This window comes from Pseudomonas sp. LB1P83, from assembly GCF_054897885.1.
Genome location: NZ_CM142709.1, coordinates 1,137,658 through 1,157,288, shown reverse-complemented (window position 1 = coordinate 1,157,288; position 19,631 = coordinate 1,137,658). Strand labels below are relative to the sequence as shown.

At 60.4% G+C, this 19,631-nt stretch carries 19 protein-coding genes; 8 read left to right on the top strand and 11 right to left on the bottom strand.

What is annotated here, in order from left to right; all coding sequences use genetic code 11:
- Positions 1-60: 60 nt before the first annotated feature.
- Positions 61-1,275 carry a class I SAM-dependent methyltransferase gene (locus tag ACYZTY_RS05175; protein ID WP_461957572.1) on the bottom strand — a complete coding sequence of 405 codons (1,215 nt, stop codon included), beginning with the start codon at positions 1,273-1,275 and terminating at the stop codon, positions 61-63.
- A gap of 226 nt (positions 1,276-1,501) precedes the next feature.
- On the opposite strand from ACYZTY_RS05175, the gene ACYZTY_RS05170 reads away from it, so the two are divergent.
- Positions 1,502-2,560, top strand: a complete 1,059-nt coding sequence (locus ACYZTY_RS05170) for an IS110 family RNA-guided transposase (protein WP_461959254.1) — start codon at positions 1,502-1,504, stop codon at positions 2,558-2,560.
- Positions 2,561-2,967: 407 nt separating this feature from the next.
- Here the strand turns inward: ACYZTY_RS05170 and ACYZTY_RS05165 are convergent, their stop codons facing one another.
- From ACYZTY_RS05165 to ACYZTY_RS05155, 3 genes are read right to left on the bottom strand one after another with little or no spacing between them, the layout of a single operon-like run.
- Positions 2,968-3,585, bottom strand: a complete 618-nt coding sequence (locus ACYZTY_RS05165) for a TPM domain-containing protein (RefSeq protein ID WP_461957571.1) — start codon at positions 3,583-3,585, stop codon at positions 2,968-2,970.
- Positions 3,586-3,613: 28 nt separating this feature from the next.
- Entirely contained in the window at positions 3,614-4,369 is a 756-nt protein-coding gene (locus ACYZTY_RS05160) for a TPM domain-containing protein (RefSeq protein WP_461957570.1), read from the bottom strand.
- A gap of 43 nt (positions 4,370-4,412) precedes the next feature.
- Complete coding sequence (locus ACYZTY_RS05155) at positions 4,413-5,024, bottom strand: LemA family protein (RefSeq protein WP_461957569.1); 612 nt, start codon at positions 5,022-5,024, stop codon at positions 4,413-4,415.
- 238 nt (positions 5,025-5,262) lie between these two features.
- Here ACYZTY_RS05155 and bglX point away from each other — a divergent pair, with 238 nt between their 5' ends.
- The gene (bglX, locus tag ACYZTY_RS05150; protein ID WP_461957568.1) at positions 5,263-7,554 is read left to right on the top strand and encodes a beta-glucosidase BglX; all 2,292 of its coding nucleotides are present in this window, start codon (positions 5,263-5,265) and stop codon (positions 7,552-7,554) included.
- A gap of 133 nt (positions 7,555-7,687) precedes the next feature.
- Here bglX and ACYZTY_RS05145 read toward each other — a convergent pair whose 3' ends face one another.
- From ACYZTY_RS05145 to ACYZTY_RS05125, 5 genes are all read right to left on the bottom strand, one after another.
- Positions 7,688-8,845: a phospholipase D-like domain-containing protein gene (locus ACYZTY_RS05145; protein WP_461957567.1), complete on the bottom strand. Its 1,158-nt coding sequence runs from the start codon at positions 8,843-8,845 to the stop codon at positions 7,688-7,690.
- Between the two features lies 1 nt (position 8,846).
- The gene (locus ACYZTY_RS05140) at positions 8,847-9,437 is read right to left on the bottom strand and encodes a YceI family protein (RefSeq protein ID WP_461957566.1); all 591 of its coding nucleotides are present in this window, start codon (positions 9,435-9,437) and stop codon (positions 8,847-8,849) included.
- A 268-nt stretch (positions 9,438-9,705) separates the two neighbouring features.
- Positions 9,706-10,035 carry an amidase gene (locus ACYZTY_RS05135; RefSeq protein WP_461957565.1) on the bottom strand — a complete coding sequence of 110 codons (330 nt, stop codon included), beginning with the start codon at positions 10,033-10,035 and terminating at the stop codon, positions 9,706-9,708.
- Positions 10,032-11,126, bottom strand: coding sequence for a serine hydrolase domain-containing protein (locus tag ACYZTY_RS05130; RefSeq protein ID WP_461957564.1), 1,095 nt, complete (start codon positions 11,124-11,126; stop codon positions 10,032-10,034). The genes ACYZTY_RS05135 and ACYZTY_RS05130 overlap by 4 nt, the downstream gene beginning before the upstream one ends.
- 177 nt (positions 11,127-11,303) lie before the next feature.
- On the bottom strand, positions 11,304-12,185 hold the full coding sequence (locus tag ACYZTY_RS05125) for an acyl-CoA dehydrogenase middle domain-containing protein (RefSeq protein WP_461957563.1): 882 nt from the start codon (positions 12,183-12,185) through the stop codon (positions 11,304-11,306).
- A 154-nt stretch (positions 12,186-12,339) separates the two neighbouring features.
- Between ACYZTY_RS05125 and olsB the strand changes: the two genes are divergently transcribed.
- Complete coding sequence (olsB, locus tag ACYZTY_RS05120) at positions 12,340-13,095, top strand: L-ornithine N(alpha)-acyltransferase (protein ID WP_208671639.1); 756 nt, start codon at positions 12,340-12,342, stop codon at positions 13,093-13,095.
- Positions 13,095-13,886, top strand: coding sequence for a lysophospholipid acyltransferase family protein (locus ACYZTY_RS05115; protein ID WP_461957562.1), 792 nt, complete (start codon positions 13,095-13,097; stop codon positions 13,884-13,886). The genes olsB and ACYZTY_RS05115 overlap by 1 nt, the downstream gene beginning before the upstream one ends.
- 126 nt (positions 13,887-14,012) lie before the next feature.
- On the opposite strand, the gene ACYZTY_RS05110 is transcribed toward ACYZTY_RS05115, so the two are convergent.
- The gene (locus ACYZTY_RS05110) at positions 14,013-14,591 is read right to left on the bottom strand and encodes an acyl carrier protein phosphodiesterase (RefSeq protein ID WP_461957561.1); all 579 of its coding nucleotides are present in this window, start codon (positions 14,589-14,591) and stop codon (positions 14,013-14,015) included.
- A 171-nt stretch (positions 14,592-14,762) separates the two neighbouring features.
- Here ACYZTY_RS05110 and ACYZTY_RS05105 point away from each other — a divergent pair, with 171 nt between their 5' ends.
- Genes ACYZTY_RS05105 through ACYZTY_RS05095 form a run of 3 tightly spaced genes read left to right on the top strand, consistent with a single transcriptional unit; the run spans position 14,763 to position 17,326 of the window.
- On the top strand, positions 14,763-15,083 hold the full coding sequence (locus tag ACYZTY_RS05105) for an ArsR/SmtB family transcription factor (RefSeq protein WP_461957560.1): 321 nt from the start codon (positions 14,763-14,765) through the stop codon (positions 15,081-15,083).
- Positions 15,084-15,086: 3 nt separating this feature from the next.
- Positions 15,087-16,253 (top strand): MFS transporter, encoded by a 1,167-nt coding sequence (locus tag ACYZTY_RS05100; RefSeq protein WP_461957559.1) that lies wholly within the window; start codon positions 15,087-15,089, stop codon positions 16,251-16,253.
- Between the two features lie 23 nt (positions 16,254-16,276).
- Complete coding sequence (locus ACYZTY_RS05095; RefSeq protein WP_461957558.1) at positions 16,277-17,326, top strand: alkene reductase; 1,050 nt, start codon at positions 16,277-16,279, stop codon at positions 17,324-17,326.
- Between the two features lie 249 nt (positions 17,327-17,575).
- On the opposite strand, the gene emhR is transcribed toward ACYZTY_RS05095, so the two are convergent.
- Positions 17,576-18,208 carry an efflux system transcriptional repressor EmhR gene (gene emhR / locus ACYZTY_RS05090; protein ID WP_461957557.1) on the bottom strand — a complete coding sequence of 211 codons (633 nt, stop codon included), beginning with the start codon at positions 18,206-18,208 and terminating at the stop codon, positions 17,576-17,578.
- Between the two features lie 265 nt (positions 18,209-18,473).
- Here emhR and emhA point away from each other — a divergent pair, with 265 nt between their 5' ends.
- Positions 18,474-19,631 (top strand): efflux RND transporter periplasmic adaptor subunit EmhA, encoded by a 1,158-nt coding sequence (gene emhA / locus ACYZTY_RS05085; RefSeq protein WP_461957556.1) that lies wholly within the window; start codon positions 18,474-18,476, stop codon positions 19,629-19,631.

Here is a 19,631-nt window from a genome sequence, read left to right as displayed (position 1 = left end):
ATGGCATCACCGCGGTCAGTCAGATACACCGCGGTGATGCCATCGCCAGCAAGCCGGCTCCTACAGGTAATTGTCAGCCCGCAGCAAGGTTTCGAGGCAATGCTCGGTGATCTGGTAGAAATCCTTCAATTCCTGAATCTTCACCAACAGCTGGGCCGGGTCCACCGGCTCGGCGCGCTTGACCGCCAGAATCATCTTGTTCTTGTTGGTGTGGTCCAGTGAGATGAACTCGAACACTTTGGTTTCGTAACCACAGGCTTCCAGGAACAACGCACGCAAACTGTCGGTGACCATTTCCGCTTGCTGACCCAGATGCAGACCGTATTGCAGCATCGGCTTGAGCAGCGCCGGGCTCTGGATTTGCAGGCGGATTTGTTTGTGGCAGCACGGCGAGCACATGATGATCGAGGCGCCGGAACGAATGCCGGTGTGGATCGCATAGTCGGTGGCGATGTCGCAGGCGTGCAGCGCGATCATCACGTCCAGCTCGCTCGGCGCGACGCTGCGCACGTCACCGCACTTGAACACCAGCCCCGGATGCTCAAGCTTCGCGGCGGCGGCATTGCACAGGTTGACCATTTCTTCGCGCAGCTCGACGCCCGTCACCACGCCTTCGGCCTTCAAGGTGTTGCGCAGGTAGTCGTGGATCGCGAACGTCAGATAACCCTTGCCCGAGCCGAAATCCGCGACCTGCACCGGCTTGTCCAGCGCCAGGGGCGAGGTGGTCAGCGCATGGCTGAAGACTTCGATGAACTTGTTGATCTGCTTCCACTTGCGCGACATCGCCGGGATTAGCTCGTGCTTGCTGTTCGTCACACCCAGGTCGGCAAGGAACGGCCGGCTCAGGTCGAGAAAGCGGTTCTTCTCGCGATTGTGCTCGGCGGACGGTACTTCACGCAATTGCTGAGGTTTGCTCTTGAACAGCGAAGACTTGCCCTTTTTGCTGTATTCGAGCTGGGCTTCGTCAGTCAGCGACAGCAAATGCGCATTTTTGAACGAGGCCGGCAGCAGCGCGGCGAGGGTCGCCACGCCTTCGGCAATCGGCAAGTTTTTGGTGATGTCGCGGGTCTTGTAGCGGTAGACGAAGGACAGGCAGGGCTGATCCTTGACCGTCAGCTGCTTGATGATCAGCCGCTGCAGATCCGCTTCGGTGCCGACGTATTTGGCCAGCACCAGTTTGATGAAGGCATTCTGGTCGAGGCTGGTTTGCAGCAGGTCGATGAACTGGGCGTGGTGGTCCGGCGCGAGGCTGGCGGGAGTGGCGGTGACAGACATGGAAAAAACGGCCTCGGGCGGAGCGAATCGGGGAATGGCGGGTATTTTAGGGGGGATGGCATGCGAGGGCACGGGTAATTTCCCGAACGGTGCGATCCGTAATTGGATGGACTCGCCCAAGCCGAGGCGTCAATGCGCCACGGTGGCAGTCTAAACAGCCAACGACAGCGAGGGCGAGTCCATGAAAAAGCATACTTCGATTGATCAATCCCTGTCTTCTTCCGATTTGTCGGCCTGCACAACCGTGGCGATCGATCTGGCCAAGCAGGTCTTTCAGGTCGCCGGTGAAGACGTCCTCGGCCAGGTGCACTACGAGCAACGGATCAAGTCGCGCGAGGCGTTTTATGAGTTTCTACGCCAGTTGCCGCCTCATGTCGTGGTTCTGATGGAGACCGGTCCGGGTGCTCAAGCCTGGGCCCGGCAGCTGCAAGACCAAGGCAATCTGGCGCGGATTCTTCCAGCCCGTTTGGTGGCCACACATCGTAGCGGGCCTAAAAATGATCGCAACGATGCGCTGGCGATTCTGCGGGCTGGTCGCGATGAAAAGATCTACGCAGTGCCGGTCAAAAGCGTTGCGGCGCTGGCAATGCAGGCGTTGCATCGGGCCCGCCAAGGCTATGTGCGTCGACGCACGGCGGTGAGCAATCAGATGCGCGGCCTGCTGCTCGAGCATGGCGTGGCCTTGGCGCAGGGCGATGTTGCGATCAGCCAGAAAATTCCGCGGGTCCTGGAAGATGCCACCCAGCCGGTGCCGGGCCTGCTGCGTGAACTGATCGACGAACTGTTGGCCGAGTGGCGCCATTTGGGCGAACGCATCAGCGTGCTGACGGGGCGCCTGGAAGTGGCTGCCAACGCCGACATGACGGCGAAGCGACTGATGACTGTGCGCGGCATCGGCCCAGTCACTGCCACGGCACTGGTGGCCAAGGAAACCAAGCCTGAGCGATTTCCCAATGCCCGCAAGTTTGCCGCGTACTTTGGCATGGTGCCTGACCAGCACAGCAGCGGGCAGACGGTCCGGCTGGGGGGCATGACCAAGCGAGGCGATGTTTATTTACGCAGCCTGATGATCCAGGGAGCCCATGCGGTACTGCAGCAACTACGACCTGATTCCCAGCAACCCGATGACCGCCGCTTGTTGCGCTGGATGAGCCGGCTGGGTCGTAAGGAGGCTGCGATCAGGCTAGCCAACCGCAACCTGCGAATCGTCTGGGTGCTTCTACAGAATGACCAGACTTATCGTCGCCAGGCTGGTGATGGCCAGCAAGCGACGATGAGCCACTGAGCGACAGAGTTCTGCCACCGAGGTACTAACTGTCCGGCCCTTTGCTGAAAAAAAATTGACCCCAGGTAAGACCGGCGTGGATTGATGCCTTAGCTGCTACTGGCCTTCGAGGCCTGACTGTAATCGGCATACCACGAGCTCTTCCAATTTTGGCCAGAAGCCGAAGACGGCTTCCTCGAATAGGCCTAATACATAGATGCAACGGGGCGGCGGTTTTTCAAAAGCGAGTAGACAGTGGGGGCGAGTCCATACATAGCAGCTGGCGAAGCCTGCGTTCGGCTGCGCAGCAGTCGTAAAACCAGCACACGCGGTGCATCAGGAGGACCGTGAATACCGGATTTACGACTGCTGCGCAGCCGAACGCAGGCTTCGCCAGCTGCTACAGGGAAATGTGTCGCGGCGAGGAATCAGCCCAACACCACCAACCGATTCGGCAACTCATTGCGCACATGCGTCACCGGCACATGCACCTTGAGCAATTCGCCACAGGCCTCCACGCACGTCACAAACCCCTGCAACGTCTGCCCCTGCTTCACCTGTTGAGTAAACGCCGCAACAATCGCGTCCCAGTTCTTGTCGTCCAGCCGTTTGGAAATCCCTTCATCCACCAGAATTTCCACATACCGCTCGGCTTCGCAGACGAAAATCAGCATCCCGGTGCTGCCCACGGTGTGGTGCAGGTTCTGCTCCAGGAACTGCCGACGTGCCAGGTTCGAAGCGCGCCAATGGCGCACCGAGCGCGGGATCAGATGGGTGGTGACTTTCGGAATGCGGAACACCAGGCACAGCACGATGAAACTGATCCATTGCACCAGCAGCAGGCTGTGCATGGTCAGCCAGCCTGTCAGGTAATGCACGACACCCGGCACCACCAGCGCCAGCAGGCTGGCCCAGAGCAGCGGGATGTACGCATAGTCGTCGGCGCGGGCCGCGAGCACGGTCACCAGTTCGGCGTCCGTGTCGCGCTCGACCCGGGCAATCGCCTCGGCGACTTTGCGTTGTTCGTGTTCAGTCAGTAATGCCATGTTTAACAGTGCTCGCTCATTATTGTTATCACCAGCCGCCCGACGAACCGCCGCCCCCGAAACTGCCGCCACCGCCACTGAAGCCCCCGCCTCCACCGCCGCCAAAACCTCCACCGCCGAAACCGCCGCCCGAACTGCCTCGGCCCCCGCCACCACCGCTGGGCAGGATCCCGAGCATCTGGCAGACGAAAATCGTCAGGATGAACAGCATCACCAGAAACACAAACACGCCCGGATGGCGGGACAGGAAATCGTCGCCCTCATTACCGCGCGGCTCATAGACCGTCGACGGCTCATCCAGCGGATTGCCGCCCAACACCACCAGCATCGCGGCAACCCCATCGCTGATGCCTTTACTGAAATTGCCGGTCTTGAACGCGGGCGTGATCACCTGGTTGATGATCACCGAACTCTGCGCATCGGTCAGGCGATCTTCCAGGCCGTAGCCGACTTCGATGCGCAATTTACGATCATCGCGCGCGACAATCAGCAGCGCGCCGGTATTTTTGTCCTTCTGGCCGATGCCCCAGTAACGTCCCAGCTGATAACCGAAGTCTGCGATATCGGTGCCCTGCAGGTCCGGCACCGTCACCACGACCAATTGCTCGCCGGTGGCTTTTTCATGGGCCTGGAGTTGTTGCGTCAGCTGCTCGCGCACCGACGGCTCGATCATCTGGGCGTTATCGACCACCCGCCCGGTCAGTTGCGGAAATTTCAACTCGGCCTGAGCCGCCAGGGCAAACACCCACAGCAACAGCACCAGACCCACTTTCAACACGCGCATTGGCAACCTCATCCGTGGTGATGCTTCGAACCCGTCCCGGTGCTTACTGGAACTTCACTTCAGGCGCTTTTTCAGCATTGGGGCTGGTGGCCTCGAAGGTTTCACGAATCGGCAAATCGCTGTACATCACGGTGTGCCACAGGCGACCCGGGAAGGTGCGGATTTCGGTGTTGTACTTCTGCACCGCAAGAATGAAGTCGCGTCGCGCCACGGCGATGCGGTTCTCGGTGCCTTCGAGTTGCGATTGCAACGCGAGGAAATTCTGGTTGGCCTTGAGGTCCGGGTAACGCTCGGACACCACCATCAAACGGCTCAAAGCACCGGTCAGTTGATCCTGCGCCTGCTGGAACTGCTTGAGTTTTTCCGGGTTGTCCAGGGTACTGGCATCCACCTGAATCGACGTCGCCTTGGCCCGGGCTTCGATCACCGCGGTCAGGGTTTCTTCTTCATGTTTGGCGTAGCCCTTGACGGTTTCCACCAGATTGGGGATCAGGTCGGCGCGGCGCTGGTACTGGTTCTGCACCTGACTCCAGGCGGCCTTGGCCTGTTCGTCGAGGGTCGGAATGTTGTTGATGCCGCAGCCGGCCAGCAGCGTGGCGAGCAACATCAAGGCTGCAACCTGCAGGCTCGACCGATAGTGGTGTCGTACATTCATCTGGTTGACGCTCCCTTGCACATTCCGTTGAAAAACAACCAGCGACCTTCTGAGCGGTCTCTTGGGGCATAATCTGCCGCCGCCACTGGATTGCATCGAGCCAATGGGCTAAAAGATGCCCCAGCGCTAAAAACACTGCAGAAGTGTGCTGCATTTACCTGAACAACAATAGTCGCTCCCTAAATTTTGGCTGACCGGCGCGTATTCACTGCCGTTTAGGCCTTTGAGAAAACTATTCATGAAGAAGCTGTGTTTGCTGGGCCTGCTCGTCAGCCTGGCCAGTCATACCGTATTGGCCGCCACGACGCCCGCACCTCTGGAGAACAAGGACGCTTTCATCACTGACCTGATGAAGCAGATGACCCTCGATGAAAAGATCGGCCAGTTGCGCCTGATCAGCATCGGCCCGGAAATGCCTCGGGAACTGATCCGCAAGGAAATCGCCGCCGGCAACATCGGCGGCACGTTCAACTCGATCACGCGCCCGGAAAACCGTCCGATGCAGGACGCGGCCATGCGCAGCCGGCTGAAGATCCCGATGTTCTTCGCCTATGACGTGATACACGGTCACCGCACCATCTTCCCGATCCCGATCGCCCTGGCGTCGAGCTGGGACATGGACGCCATCGGCCTGTCCGGGCGCATCGCCGCCAAGGAAGCCGCGTCGGACAGCCTCGACATCACTTTCGCGCCGATGGTGGACATTTCCCGCGACCCGCGTTGGGGCCGCACCTCCGAAGGCTTCGGCGAAGACACTTACCTGGTGTCGCGCATTGCCGGCGTCATGGTCCGGGCCTTCCAGGGCACCGGCGCGAACGCGGCCGACAGCATCATGGCCAGCGTCAAGCACTTTGCCTTGTACGGCGCGGTCGAGGGCGGTCGCGACTACAACGTCGTCGACATGAGCCCGGTCAAAATGTACCAGGACTACCTGCCACCGTACCGCGCCGCCATTGACGCCGGTGCTGGCGGGGTGATGGTCGCGTTGAACTCGATCAACGGTGTGCCGGCCACCGCCGACACCTGGCTGATGAACGACCTGCTGCGCAAGCAATGGGGCTTCAAAGGCCTGGCCGTCAGCGACCACGGGGCGATTTTCGAGCTGATCAAGCACGGTGTTGCTCGCGATGGCCGCGAAGCCGCGAAGCTGGCGATCAAGGCCGGCATCCACATGAGCATGAACGACACGCTCTACGGCAAAGAACTGCCAGGGTTGCTGAAGGCCGGTGAGATCCAGCAGAGCGACATCGACAACGCCGTGCGTGCGGTGCTCGACGCCAAGTACGACATGGGCCTGTTCAAGGACCCGTACCTGCGCATCGGCAAGGCTGAAGATGATCCGGCCGACACTAACGCCGACAGCCGCCTGCACCGTGCCGAGGCTCGTGACGTTGCGCGCCGCAGCCTGGTGTTGCTGAAGAATCAGGGCGAAACCTTGCCGCTGAAGAAAACTGCGAAAATCGTCTTGGTCGGTCCATTGGCCAAGGCACCGATCGACATGATGGGCAGTTGGGCCGCCAACGGTCGCCCTGCGCAATCGGTGACGCTGTTCGACGGCATGACCAACGCACTGGGCGCGCAATCGACGCTGATCTACGCCCGTGGCGCCAACATCACCAGTGACAAGAAAGCCCTCGATTACCTGAACTTCCTCAACTTCGATGCGCCGGAAGTGGTGGACGATCCGCGTTCGGCCCAAGTGCTGATCGACGAAGCGGTGAAAGCCGCCAAGGATGCTGATGTCGTCGTCGCAGCGGTCGGCGAATCCCGTGGCATGTCCCACGAATCGTCGAGCCGTACCGACCTGAACATCCCTTCCAACCAGCGCGACCTGATCAAGGCCCTGAAAGCCACCGGTAAACCGCTGGTGCTGGTGTTGATGAACGGCCGTCCGCTGTCGATTCTCGAAGAGAAGGAACAGGCTGACGCGATTCTGGAAACCTGGTTCAGCGGCACCGAAGGCGGCAACGCCATCGCCGACGTGCTGTTCGGCGACTACAACCCGTCGGGCAAACTGCCGATCACCTTCCCGCGCTCGGTGGGCCAGATTCCGACCTACTACAACCACCTGAGCATTGGCCGGCCGTTCACGCCGGGCAAACCGGGCAACTACACCTCGCAGTATTTCGATGACACCACCGGCCCCCTGTTCCCGTTTGGTTTCGGCCTGAGCTACACCGATTTCAGCCTGACCGACATGGCGTTGTCGTCGACCACGCTGAACAAGACCGGCAAGCTCGACGCCAGCGTCATGGTGAAAAACACCGGCAAGCGTGACGGCGAAACCGTGGTGCAGTTGTACATCCAGGACGTAACCGGCTCGATGATCCGCCCAGTCAAGGAATTGAAGAACTTCCAGAAAGTGATGTTGAAAGCCGGCGAACAGAAAGTCGTGCACTTCACCATCACCGAGGATGACTTGAAGTTCTACAACGCCCAGCTCAAGTACGCGGCGGAACCAGGCAAGTTCAACGTGCAGATCGGCCTGGATTCCCAGGACGTGACGCAGCAGAGCTTTGAGTTGCTGTAATTTTCAGGCAACACATAAAACCCTGTAGGAGTGAGCCTGCTCGCGATAGCGGTCTATCGGCTAGATCAATGCTGAATGACATGACGCCATCGCGAGCAGGCTCACTCCTACATTTGGTTTTAGGTTGTAGCGGTTATCCCCGTCGATCCAGCAGGTTCACCACCAACCGATCCACCCATCCCCAAACCCTTTGCTTCACCCGCCGCCACAACGGCCGGCGTTGCCATGCCTCCAGGCTGACTTCCTGGCTCTGCGCAAAGTCCTTCTCGAAACTCGCCACCACTGCCTGCGTCAGCCCCGGGTCCAGCGCTTCAAGGTTGGCTTCCAGATTGAAGCGCAGATTCCAGTGATCGAAATTGCACGAGCCGATGCTCACCCAGTCATCGATCAGCACCATTTTCAGGTGCAGGAAACACGGCTGGTATTCGAAGATCTTCACCCCGGCCTTGAGCAGTCGCGGGTAGTAGCGGTGCCCGGCGTAGCGCACCGACGGGTGATCGGTGCGCGGCCCGGTCAGCAGCAGACGCACGTCGACGCCTCGGCTGGCAGCCCTGCGCAACGAGCGGCGGACTTTCCAGGTTGGCAGGAAATACGGCGTGGCCAGCCAGATCCGCCGCTGGCCGCTGTTCAGCGCACGAATCAGCGATTGCAGGATGTCGCGGTGCTGACGGGCATCGGCATAGGCCACCCGGCCCATGCCCTCGCCCGTGGACGGCACGCGTGGCAGACGCGGCAGGCCGAAGTGCGACGAGGGTTTCCAGGCGCGGCGATGGCGGTTGGCGATCCATTGCCGATCGAACAGCAGCTGCCAGTCGACGACCAGGGGGCCGGTGATTTCCACCATCACCTCGTGCCATTCGCTGGTGTCTTCGCCAGGCGTCCAGAACTCATCCGTGACGCCCGTGCCGCCGACCACGGCCAGGGTCTGATCGACCAGCAACAGCTTGCGGTGATCGCGGTAGAAGTTACCCACCCAGCGTCGCCAGCTCAGGCGATTGTAGAAACGCAGCTCCACGCCCGCGGCCATCAGACGCTGGCGCAAAGTCAGGGTGAACGCGAGACTGCCGTAGTCATCGAACAGGCAGCGCACGCGCACGCCACGCTCAGCCGCCTGGACCAACGCCTGAACCATGGCCTCGGCGCAGGCCCCCGCTTCCACCAGATACAGCTCCAGTTCGACCTGTTCTTCGGCGCGGGCAATCGCGACCAACATGCGCGGGAAGAACTGCGGACCGTCGATCAGCAGTTCGAAGTGGTTGCCTGCACGCCAGGGAAAGATTGAACCGGCCATGTCAGCGCGCCGTGAAAATCAGTACCGCACCCACCGGCACCGACAGACTGATGGCGGACAAACCGGCGACCTTGCGCAAACTTTCCAGACCCGGTGCCAGATCGAAGTCTTCGGCATTGATGATAAGCGGTTCGAGGGTCACCACCTGGAAGCGCCGGTCATCGAGACGGGTTGCCAGCAGCTCGGCGTTGTATTCGTGGGTTTTCCCGTGAAGGTTGACGGTCAGCGGCAAGCGCAGCTCCAGTTGGGCACCGGGCGCGAGGTCGTTAATCGGGCGCAGATCAATCTGCGCGGTGATCAGCGCTTCGGGAAAGGTCTGGATCTCGAACAGCTCTTTGCGCATGCGCTCGTCACGCAGCGGGATACCGCTGTTGACCGAGTCCATCTCGACTTCCACCTCGGCCAGGCCTTTGGGACTGACCTTGCCGTGCAACACCAGAAAGCGCTGCACTTCGGAGATGTTGGCGTTTTTGGTGCTGATGAACGACAGCCGCGAGGACTCGCCGTCGAGGTACCAATTGGCCTGAGCCGACAGCGAGGCGCCGGCCAGCAGCAGGAAGGCGAGGGTTTTGGAGAGGGACCGCTGGAACATAAAGACTCGTGCTGAAAATAAACGTGCATGAACCTTAACCGCCCGTGAGCCAGATGCAAACTGTCCATCACGGATACCGGGGTCATTGTGGCGAGGGAGCTTGCTCCCGCTGGACCGGGCTGGCGCTCCAGTGCGAAGCGCTCCCAATGTCCAGCAATGAGTTTTATCAGACGAACCGCGATTGCTGGTTTTACGACTGCTTCGCAGCCGAGCGGGAGCAAGCTCCCTCGCCACAAGAGCCCACTCGCCATGAAGTGCGTCAGCGCATTCAGGGTTGCAGGCGACAGCCCTGGCGTTCGCCGATCCATTGCGCGCTGTTGCTGCGGCCCATGCCGCTGACGGTCACGCGCTTGCTGGCGGGGTCATCGGTGAAGCCGCTGGTGGGCAGCCACTGTTTCACATAGCTGTGGCAGTACTCGGCTTGGTTGTTCATCACGTATCGGCACGAGCAATACTCCTTGGCGGTGTAGGCGCTGATGATGTCCGGGAACGCCCACAGCGCCACCCGCTCCTGCCAGATCCATCCAAGCAAGGCGACCAGCAATACCAGCAACAGCGTGCTGAAGGGCCGGCGACGCACAAAACGGCGGCGGTTCATGGCTGCACCTTCCCGGCAAATGCCTTGAGCGCAAGCTTGAGCAACTCGTTGTGCCGGTAGCGCTCATCGCGATCATCGCCGTAGCGCACGATCACCAGGTTTTCGCTGGGAATCACGTACATCGCCTGGCCCCAATGACCCAGTGCGGCAAACGTATCGGCGGGCGCATCGGGCCAGGGTCGGGCGGTGCCGTCCACCGCGCGGTTGAGCCACCAATGACCGCCGGGAACTGCATCGTCCTGATTGGCTTGATAGTGGGCGAAGGGTTCGCGGTTGAAGGCGACCCAGTCTTTGGGCAGCAGTTGTCGATCACCCCAGCGACCGTCGCGCGCCATCAGCAGACCGACACGCGCCAGGTCCCGGGCGGTGAGGTAGGCATAAGAGGAAGCCACGAAGGTGCCCGTGGCATCCGTTTCCCAGACGGCGTGGCGAATCCCTAACGGCTCGAACAATGCTGTCCACGGATAGTCGGGATAACGTGCCGGGCCGACGATGTTTTTCAGCGCCGCGGACAACAGGTTGCTGTCACCGCTGGAATAGCGAAAGGCCTGACCGGGCCTGGCGTATTCGTCGTGGTCGGCGGTGAACGCCGCCATGTCGTGATGACCCCGGGTGTAGAGCATGGCCACCACCGAGGACTTCAACGGGGCGTATTCGTAGTCTTCCTGCCAGTCCAGGCCTGAAGCCCAGTGCAGCAGGTCGGCCAGGGTGATCGCCGGGTGTTTTGCCAGCGGCGGATAAAACTTCAGCGCCGGGTCCTGGAGCTTGAACAGACCTTCGCCGTAGGCGACACCGAGGACCGTGGCCATGAGGCTTTTGCTGATGGACCAGGTCAGGTGCGGCGTGTCAGCCGTGGTCGGGTCGGCGTAGCGTTCGTAGATTAATTGTCCGTCACGGATCACCAGCAAGGCATCGGTGCGGATGCCTTGTCGGGTCGTGTCGTCGCGGGGTGGGAAGGCGTAAGTCTCCACGGCCTGAAGTGCTGGGCCGGTGACTTTCGGACCTGTCGACCATTGCTCGGCGGGCCAGTTTTCGGCGTGGGCCGTGAGGCTGAGCAGCAGCATGAAAATCAGGGACAAGCCTTTGAACATGGCGGGGGCTCGGAGGGATGGGCTGGGTGAGCCTAGTCGAGGTTGATGACAGTTCAGGGATTTGTGCTGCAAGGGAGGCCGCCTTCGCGGGCAAGCCTCGCTCCTACAGATTTTTCGCTGAACTTGTAGGAGCGAGCGGGCGGCGATCCGACTTGCCCGCGAAGAGGCCCTTCAGCCTTACGACAATCCCGCCAACGCCTTGGCCAATCGCTTGCCTCTGGCCCCCGCCGCCAAATCCATCACCGCCTGATCCCGCTGCCACATCGCCGCCCAGTGTGGCGGGCCATCGGCCAGTGCCTGATTGATCTCAGCCTTGAGTCCGTCGAACTGTGCAAACAATCCCCCCAGCACGACATGCCCGGCCAGATTATTTGGCGCTTGCCGGCTGACTTCCGCGCACCCGGCCAGCAGCGCCAGCAAACGCAATTGCAAATTCTGCGGCCAGTCACTGTCCTGACCGACCCCGTACAGCCACGCAGTCATCGCGCTCAGTACATAAATGTCTTCCAGGGTGCGGAACGGTTTGACGTAAGCATCCCAGCCATCCCCCGCGAGCAATTCGCACTGGGCGTTATCCAGAAACAACCGACCGTGGCTGATGTCCGGCATCAACGGGATCGCCGGCAGTTTTTCCAGGCGCACACCCGGTTCATCGGGATAGACCACCGCCAGACTCAGGCGCGGACTTTCGCCAGGCGCCTCGCTGCGAACGGCGATCAACAACCAGTCGGCCGCATCGCCAGCGGTGACGAAATCCTTGCGCCCGCTCACCCGTAAATCGCTCAGGCGAGTCTGCATGCCCGCCACCCGCAGGCTGCGCTGCTCGGTGGCACACAACGCACCGAGGCTCAGTGGCGCGCTCGGCCAGAGCATGCGCAACGCCGCCTGATATCCCACCAGAAACGCCAGCCCCGGCGTCGCCATCAGCCGCCCGCCGACCACTGCCAATTCGAATGGCGTGACCGTGCCCAACGTGTGCAACAAGGTCACGAAACCCTCCGCCAGGTCCGGGTTGGCGGGCAGGCGATCGCGGCGATTCAACAGGTTTTGCCAGGGCATAAGAGGCTCCTTGAGGGCTGTCATATAAGCATCACCAAAGCTTCATGGCGATGACACCGGGGCTACATAGCCTGACTTTGCACAACACGGCTGCATAAAGAAAGTCGATCGGCTGCAACCCAAGACGGGTGAACAGCCCGCACGGAGATTCCCAATGACTCAGATCGCCCGCATCAGCGACACCGGCAATGAACGCCGCCTGCAAGCCGAACGCCTGGTGGGCGCCGAGGCATTGCAAGAAGCCCAGGCCTTGCGCTTCAACGTCTTCAGCGGCGAGTTCAACGCCAAGCTCAAAGGCGCGGAACTGGGTCTGGACATGGACGACTATGATGTTCACTGCGCCCACATCGGCGTGCGTGACTTGAACACCGGGCGCCTGGTGGCGACCACCCGTTTGCTCGACCACACGGCGGCCAGCAGCCTGGGCAAGTTCTACAGTGAAGAAGAATTCAGCCTGCACGGCCTGGTCCATTTGAAGGGCCCGATCCTGGAAATCGGTCGCACCTGCGTCGACCCGGCTTATCGCAACGGCGGCACCATCGCGGTGCTCTGGGGTGAACTGGCCGAAGTGCTGAATCAGGGCGGCTACAGCTATTTGATGGGTTGCGCGAGCATTCCGATGCAGGACGGCGGGATTCAGGCCCACGCGATCATGCAGCGTCTACGCGAACGTTACCTGTGCACCGAACACCTGCGGGCCGAACCGAAAAAACCGCTGCCTGTTCTGGACATCCCGTCCAACGTGATCGCCGAAATGCCACCGCTGCTCAAAGCCTATATGCGCCTTGGCGCGAAGATCTGCGGCGAGCCGTGCTGGGACGAAGATTTCCAGGTCGCCGACGTGTTTATCCTGCTCAAGCGCGATGAGCTTTGCCCACGTTATGCCAAGCACTTCAAGGCGGCGGTCTGATGAGCCGTTTGCGCGTGTACGCGCGGATTGCGCGAGTGCTGGTGGTGGTCGCGCTGGGTTTGAGCATGGCCAGTGTGTTTGGGCTGTTCGAGCGTTTGGGGATTGCTCATTCGATGGTCCGCCGCCAGCGCTGGTCGCGGTTTTTCATGGCGCGGTTGAGCAACGCCCTGCCCTTTCGCGTGACGGTTCACGGGGAACTGCCGAAGGAGCCGATGCTGTGGGTCAGCAATCACGTGTCGTGGACCGACATTCCGTTGCTGGGCATGCTCACGCCGATGTCGTTCCTGTCCAAAGCCGAAGTGCGCACCTGGCCGGTGGCCGGCTGGTTGGCGGCCAAGGCCGGCAGCCTGTTTATCCGTCGCGGGTCGGGTGACAGCCAGTTGATTCGCAAACAGATGACGCGCCACCTGGCGCAGGAACATCCGCTACTGATGTTCCCGGAAGGCACCACCACCAATGGACGTTCGTTGCGCACGTTTCATGGCCGTTTGTTGTCAGCGGCGATTGACTCTGAAGTGAAGCTGCAGCCGGTGGCGATTCGGTATCTGCGTGACGGTGAACTCGACTCGCTGGCGCCGTTCATTGGCGATGATGATTTGCTGTCGCACCTGATGCGTCTGTTCGCCAATGATCGCGGGGAAGTGGAAATCAAAGTGCTCAAGCCGATCGCTTGCGAAGGTCGTGAACGGGCGGCGCTGGCGTTCGAGGCGCAGCAAGCGGTGCAGAAGGCGTTGTTTGGGGCTATTCCGGAAACTCAGCAAGTGCCGATGCGTCCTGCCATCGCGGCCTGACACAATTCCCCTGAAGACACACAAATCCCCTGTGGGAGTGAGCCTGCTCGCGATAGCGGTGTATCAGCAGACATCAATGGTGGCTGATACACCGCTATCGCGAGCAGGCTCACTCCTACAAGGGATCTATGTTGCCGGGTAGTTTTGGGCAAAATCCTGAAGCTTCGGATAGAACAACCGGAAATCCTCACTGAGCGGTTCGTACAGCCGACGCAACTCCCGCATCGCCCCGGCCAGTTCCTCCGGTCGGGTCAACCGCCGCGAAATCCCCCGCAGCACTTGCTCCAGCACTTCGAACTCCTGATAAGAACCCAACCAGTCATGCGCCACCATGTGCGGCGCGATCTTCGCCAACCGCTCCGGCAATTGCGGCTCGGCCGACAGTACCCGGTACACATCCGAGGTAAACAGCTCCAGCGGCTGATTCGAATAAAGGGCCCAGTCCCGCGCCAGGCAGTGGTCGAAAAACACGTCGAGCACGATCCCGGCGTATCGCCGGCGCGTGATGGAAAACCGCGACAACGAGACATCCACCAACGGATGGCGGTCGGTAAAGACGTCGATGCTGCGATGCAGCTGGATGGCCGCTTCGATCTCCGGGTCGAACTGCCCTTGCAGTCGACCCTTGACGAAATCGCCATACAGACTGCCGAGCAGTTGGCCGGGACGCTGGCCACCGAGGTGAAGATGTGCGAGATAATTCATGGGCGCAGCTTAGCACTGCGCCTTTATATCTTTACACCCATCGTATCGTTATAACCCGATATACCGATTTACACGGTCGTCAGACCAAAATCATATTGGTATATCGCGAAGTACCGATTTAAAGTTCGCCTCATCGCGATATAGCGTTTTACTCATCACGAGCCCAAACCCATGACCATCGACCTCGACGAAATAATAAAAGCCCTGGCACACCCAGTACGCCGAGACATCCTCACCTGGCTGAAAGACCCCAAAGCCCAGTTCCCGGAACAGATCCACAACCACGAGTACGGCATTTGCGCAGGACAGATCGATCAACGCTGCGGCCTGTCGCAGTCGACCGTGTCCGCCCATTTGGCGACCTTGCAACGTGCGGGACTGATCAGCAGCCAGAAAGCCGGTCAATGGCACTTCTTCAAACGCAACGAGGACGTGATCCAGGCGTTCCTCGCTGCCATCGTCAAAGAGCTCAGCGCTCCGACAAGGAATTAAACAATGCCCCTCTCGCTCCTCATTCTGGCCTTGAGCGCCTTCGCCATCGGCACCACCGAGTTCGTCATCATGGGCCTGCTGCCCGATGTGGCGGCGGACCTCGGCGTGTCGATTCCCGGCGCTGGCTGGCTGGTGACCGGTTACGCCCTGGGCGTGGCCATCGGTGCGCCGTTCATGGCACTGGCCACTGCCAAATTACCGCGCAAGGCCGCATTGGTAGCGTTGATGGGCATTTTCATCATCGGCAACCTGCTCTGTGCAATCGCTACCGACTACAACGTGCTGATGTTTGCCCGTGTGGTCACCGCCCTCTGCCACGGCGCGTTCTTCGGCATCGGTTCTGTGGTGGCGGCAGGTCTTGTGCCGGCAAACAAACGCGCCTCCGCCGTGGCCTTGATGTTCACCGGCCTGACCTTGGCCAACGTCCTCGGCGTCCCGCTGGGCACCGCGCTCGGTCAGGAAGCCGGCTGGCGTTCGACCTTCTGGGCGGTGACGGTGATTGGCGTGATCGCGTTGATTGGTTTGATCCGCTTCCTGCCGGCCAAGCGCGATGAAGAGAAACTCGATATGCGCGCCGAATTGCGCGCCCTCAAAGGCGCCGGGATCTGGTTGTCCCTGAGCATGACGGCGCTGTTCGCGGCGTCGGTATTCACCCTGTTCACTTATGTCGCACCGCTGCTCGGTGATGTCACCGGCGTCTCGCCCAAAGGCGTGACCTGGACCCTGATGCTCATCGGCCTGGGCCTGACGGTCGGCAACATCATCGGCGGCAAGCTGGCAGACAAAGGCATGGCCGCAACGCTGATCGGCGTTTTCATCTCGATGGCCGTGATCTCGACCGTACTGACCTGGACCAGCGTCGCGCTGATTCCTGCCGAAATCACTTTGTTCCTCTGGGCCACCGCGTGCTTCGCCGCCGTGCCCGCCCTGCAAGTGAACGTGGTGACCTACGGCAAGGCCGCGCCGAACCTGGTGTCGACCTTAAACATCGGCGCTTTCAACATCGGCAACGCCTTGGGTGCCTGGGTCGGCGGCAGTGTCATCGCCCACGGCTTCGGCCTGACCCGCGTGCCTCTCGCGGCAGCAGCACTGGCGGTACTCGCCCTGCTGGTGACCCTGATTACTTTCCGTCAGAGCGGTAACCCCGAACTGGCTCCTGCGACTAACTGATACCTCACGAGGGTTGTACTGAAATGACGACTATTTTCGATCCAATCAAACTGGGCGACATCGAGCTCGCCAACCGCATCATCATGGCGCCGCTGACCCGCTGCCGCGCCGACGAAGGCCGTGTGCCGAACGCGCTGATGGCCGAATACTACGTACAACGTGCCTCGGCCGGCCTGATCCTCAGCGAAGCCACGTCGGTCACGCCGATGGGCGTCGGCTACCCGGACACCCCGGGTATCTGGTCCAACGATCAGGTGCGTGGCTGGGCCAACGTGACCAAAGCGATCCACGGCGCCGGCGGCAAGATTTTCCTGCAACTGTGGCACGTGGGCCGGGTTTCCCACGAGTCGTACCTGAACGGAGAAGCGCCGGTCGCACCGAGTGCCATCCAGCCTAAGGGTCACGTCAGCCTGGTTCGCCCATTGGCCGACTTCCCAACCCCGCGCGCCCTGGAAACCGCTGAAATCGCCGACATCATCGACGCTTACCGCGTAGGTGCCGAGAACGCCAAGGCCGCCGGTTTTGACGGCGTGGAAATCCACGGTGCCAACGGTTACCTGCTCGATCAGTTCCTGCAAAGCAGCACCAACCAGCGCACCGACCACTACGGTGGCTCCCTGGAAAACCGTGCGCGCCTGTTGCTGGAAGTGACCGACGCCGCGATCGAAGTCTGGGGTGCTGGTCGCGTCGGTGTGCACCTGTCACCACGTGCCGATCTTCATGACATGGGCGACGAAAACCTGTCCGAGACCTTCACCTACGTCGCTCGTGAACTGGGCAAACGTGGCATCGCATTCATTTGCTCCCGCGAGAAAGAAACCGGCGACAGCCTTGGTCCACAACTCAAAGAAGCCTTCGGCGGTCCGTACATCGCCAACGAACGCTTCACCAAGGACAGTGCCAACGCCTGGCTGGCCAGCGGCAAGGCCGATGCGGTTGCCTTCGGCGTGCCGTTCATTGCCAACCCGGACCTGCCGGCGCGCTTGAAGGCTGATGCGCCACTTAACGAAGCACGTCCCGAGCTGTTCTACGCCAAGGGCCCGGTCGGCTACATCGACTATCCAGTGATGTAAGCGTCCCCCTTGAAATGCAAAAGCCCCGACTCGAAAGAGCCGGGGCTTTTTGTTGCGCCATGGTTATTCACGTGGTTTAACACTGATTCACACGCTCGACACAAAATCCCTACAAAATACGTAGTTCGCTACCTTTCAACCTGGCGAGCGTCCGTATATAAAAGCATCCCATTGCAACAAGGCGAGCATTGAAGGGATCAACGCCCGCCTTAATGGTTGACATAACCGGATCCAATTACGCATTTTGTTCTATTTGCGCAGGCTGGGGCTCAAGCGCAGCATGTCCAACCCTGTATTGACCCAACGCTCGGCTTCGGTGTGCAGTTGAAAACTGTCGGGGGCCAATAGCCACTGGTACAACATGCCATCGATGTAGGCGTGCAAGCTGATGGCCGCGCGGGTCGTGTCGAGGTCCTCGGGCATTTGCCCCCGATTCACTGCATTACTCAGGGCCAGGGCGATTCGCACATTGCAATCGAGGCTGACCTCACGACGCTGCTGACGCAGGTCGCACATTTCATCGGTGAATTCGCACTTATGAAACAAAATCTCATTGATGCGTCGGGTTTTCGGGTCCAGGGCAACTTGATGAAACAAATGAATCAGCAGCTTGCGCATGCAGCCCAGCGGATCGAGTTCATCTTCGCTTTCGCTGGCCCTGGCCATTTCATCCAGCGGCTCTTTCAGGCTATCCAGCATGGCCTGCACCAGATCCGCCTTGTTGCTGAAATGCCAGTAGATGGCTCCGCGAGTCACGCCGGCCAGGGTCGCGATGTCCGCCAGCGTCGTACGCGCCACGCCCCTTTCATAGAAGGCTTTCTCTGCCGCTTCGAGTATCTGGCTGCGGGTTTCTTGAGCTTCCTCTTTGGTACGACGGACCATGGCAGTAAAACCTCAATCAGGATGCTTCAGCGATGTCTGAACAGCCGCTGAACAAAAGTGGGGCGAGCGCTCTCGTGTCTCGTCCCCGGCTTACAATTCGAACCGTTGACGGGCGTTGGTAACGGGGTGGATACGCAGTCAAGGTGTTTACAAACAACCATGAACGTAAGTATATTCCTTAGCACGCTACTTATCCACCCGGTACTCATTTTTTACCCTTCCACATTTCTAGTGCGTTTCTTGCGCGCCTGACCCGAGGATTTTCATGCAATTCAAGCCAGCTGTTACCGCTATGGTTGCCGCCGTCGCCTTGGCATCACTGCTCAGCGGATGCAAAAAGGAAGAAGCGGCACCCGCCGCACCGCCTCCTCAGGTCGGCGTGGTTACCCTGCAACCTCAAGCCTTCACCCTGACGTCTGAGCTTCCGGGGCGCACCAGTGCGTTCCGCATTGCCGAAGTTCGTCCACAGGTCAACGGCATCATTCTCAAGCGTCTGTTCAAGGAAGGTGGTGACGTCAAGGCCGGCCAGCAGCTGTATCAGATCGATCCGTCGGTCTATGACGCTACGCTGAAAAGCGCCGAAGCCAACCTGCAACAGACGAAATCGATCTCTGATCGCTACAAGCAGCTGGTCAACGAACAGGCTGTCAGTCGTCAGGAATACGACACGGCCGTGGCCAACCGCATGCAATCGGAAGCCGCGCTGCAAACCGCGCAGATCAATGTGCGCTACACCAAGGTCTACGCGCCGATTTCCGGCCGCATCGGTCGATCGAACGTGACCGAGGGCGCGCTGGTCAGCAACGGCCAGGCCGATGCCATGGCGGTGATCCAGCAACTCGACCCGATTTACGTTGACGTCACCCAGTCTTCGGTCGAGCTGCTTGAGCTGCGTCGCGAACTGGAAAGCGGTCGCCTGCAAAAGGCTGGCGACACGGCAGCGGCGGTCAAGCTGACCCTCGAAGACGGCAGCCAGTACAAACTGGAAGGCAAGCTCGAGTTCTCCGAAGTCTCGGTTGACCAGACCACCGGTTCCGTGACCTTGCGTGCAGTGTTCCCGAACCCGGATCACACGCTGCTCCCGGGCATGTTCGTGCATGCTCAGCTTAAAGCCGGTGTGAACGCCGCCGCGATTCTGGCGCCGCAACAAGGCGTGACCCGCGACCTCAAAGGCACCCCGACCGCGCTGGTCGTGGGTGCCGACAACAAGGTTGAACTGCGTCAGCTCAAGGCCAGCCGCACCGTCGGCAGCCAATGGCTGATCGAAGATGGCCTGAAGGCCGGCGATCGCCTGATCACCGAAGGACTGCAATTCGTCAAACCTGGCATCGAAGTCAAAGCCAGTGAAGCGACTAACGTTGGCGCAAAGAACCCGGCCCCCGCACAGGCAGCTAGCAAGGCTTCCAGCGGCAAAGGGGAGTAA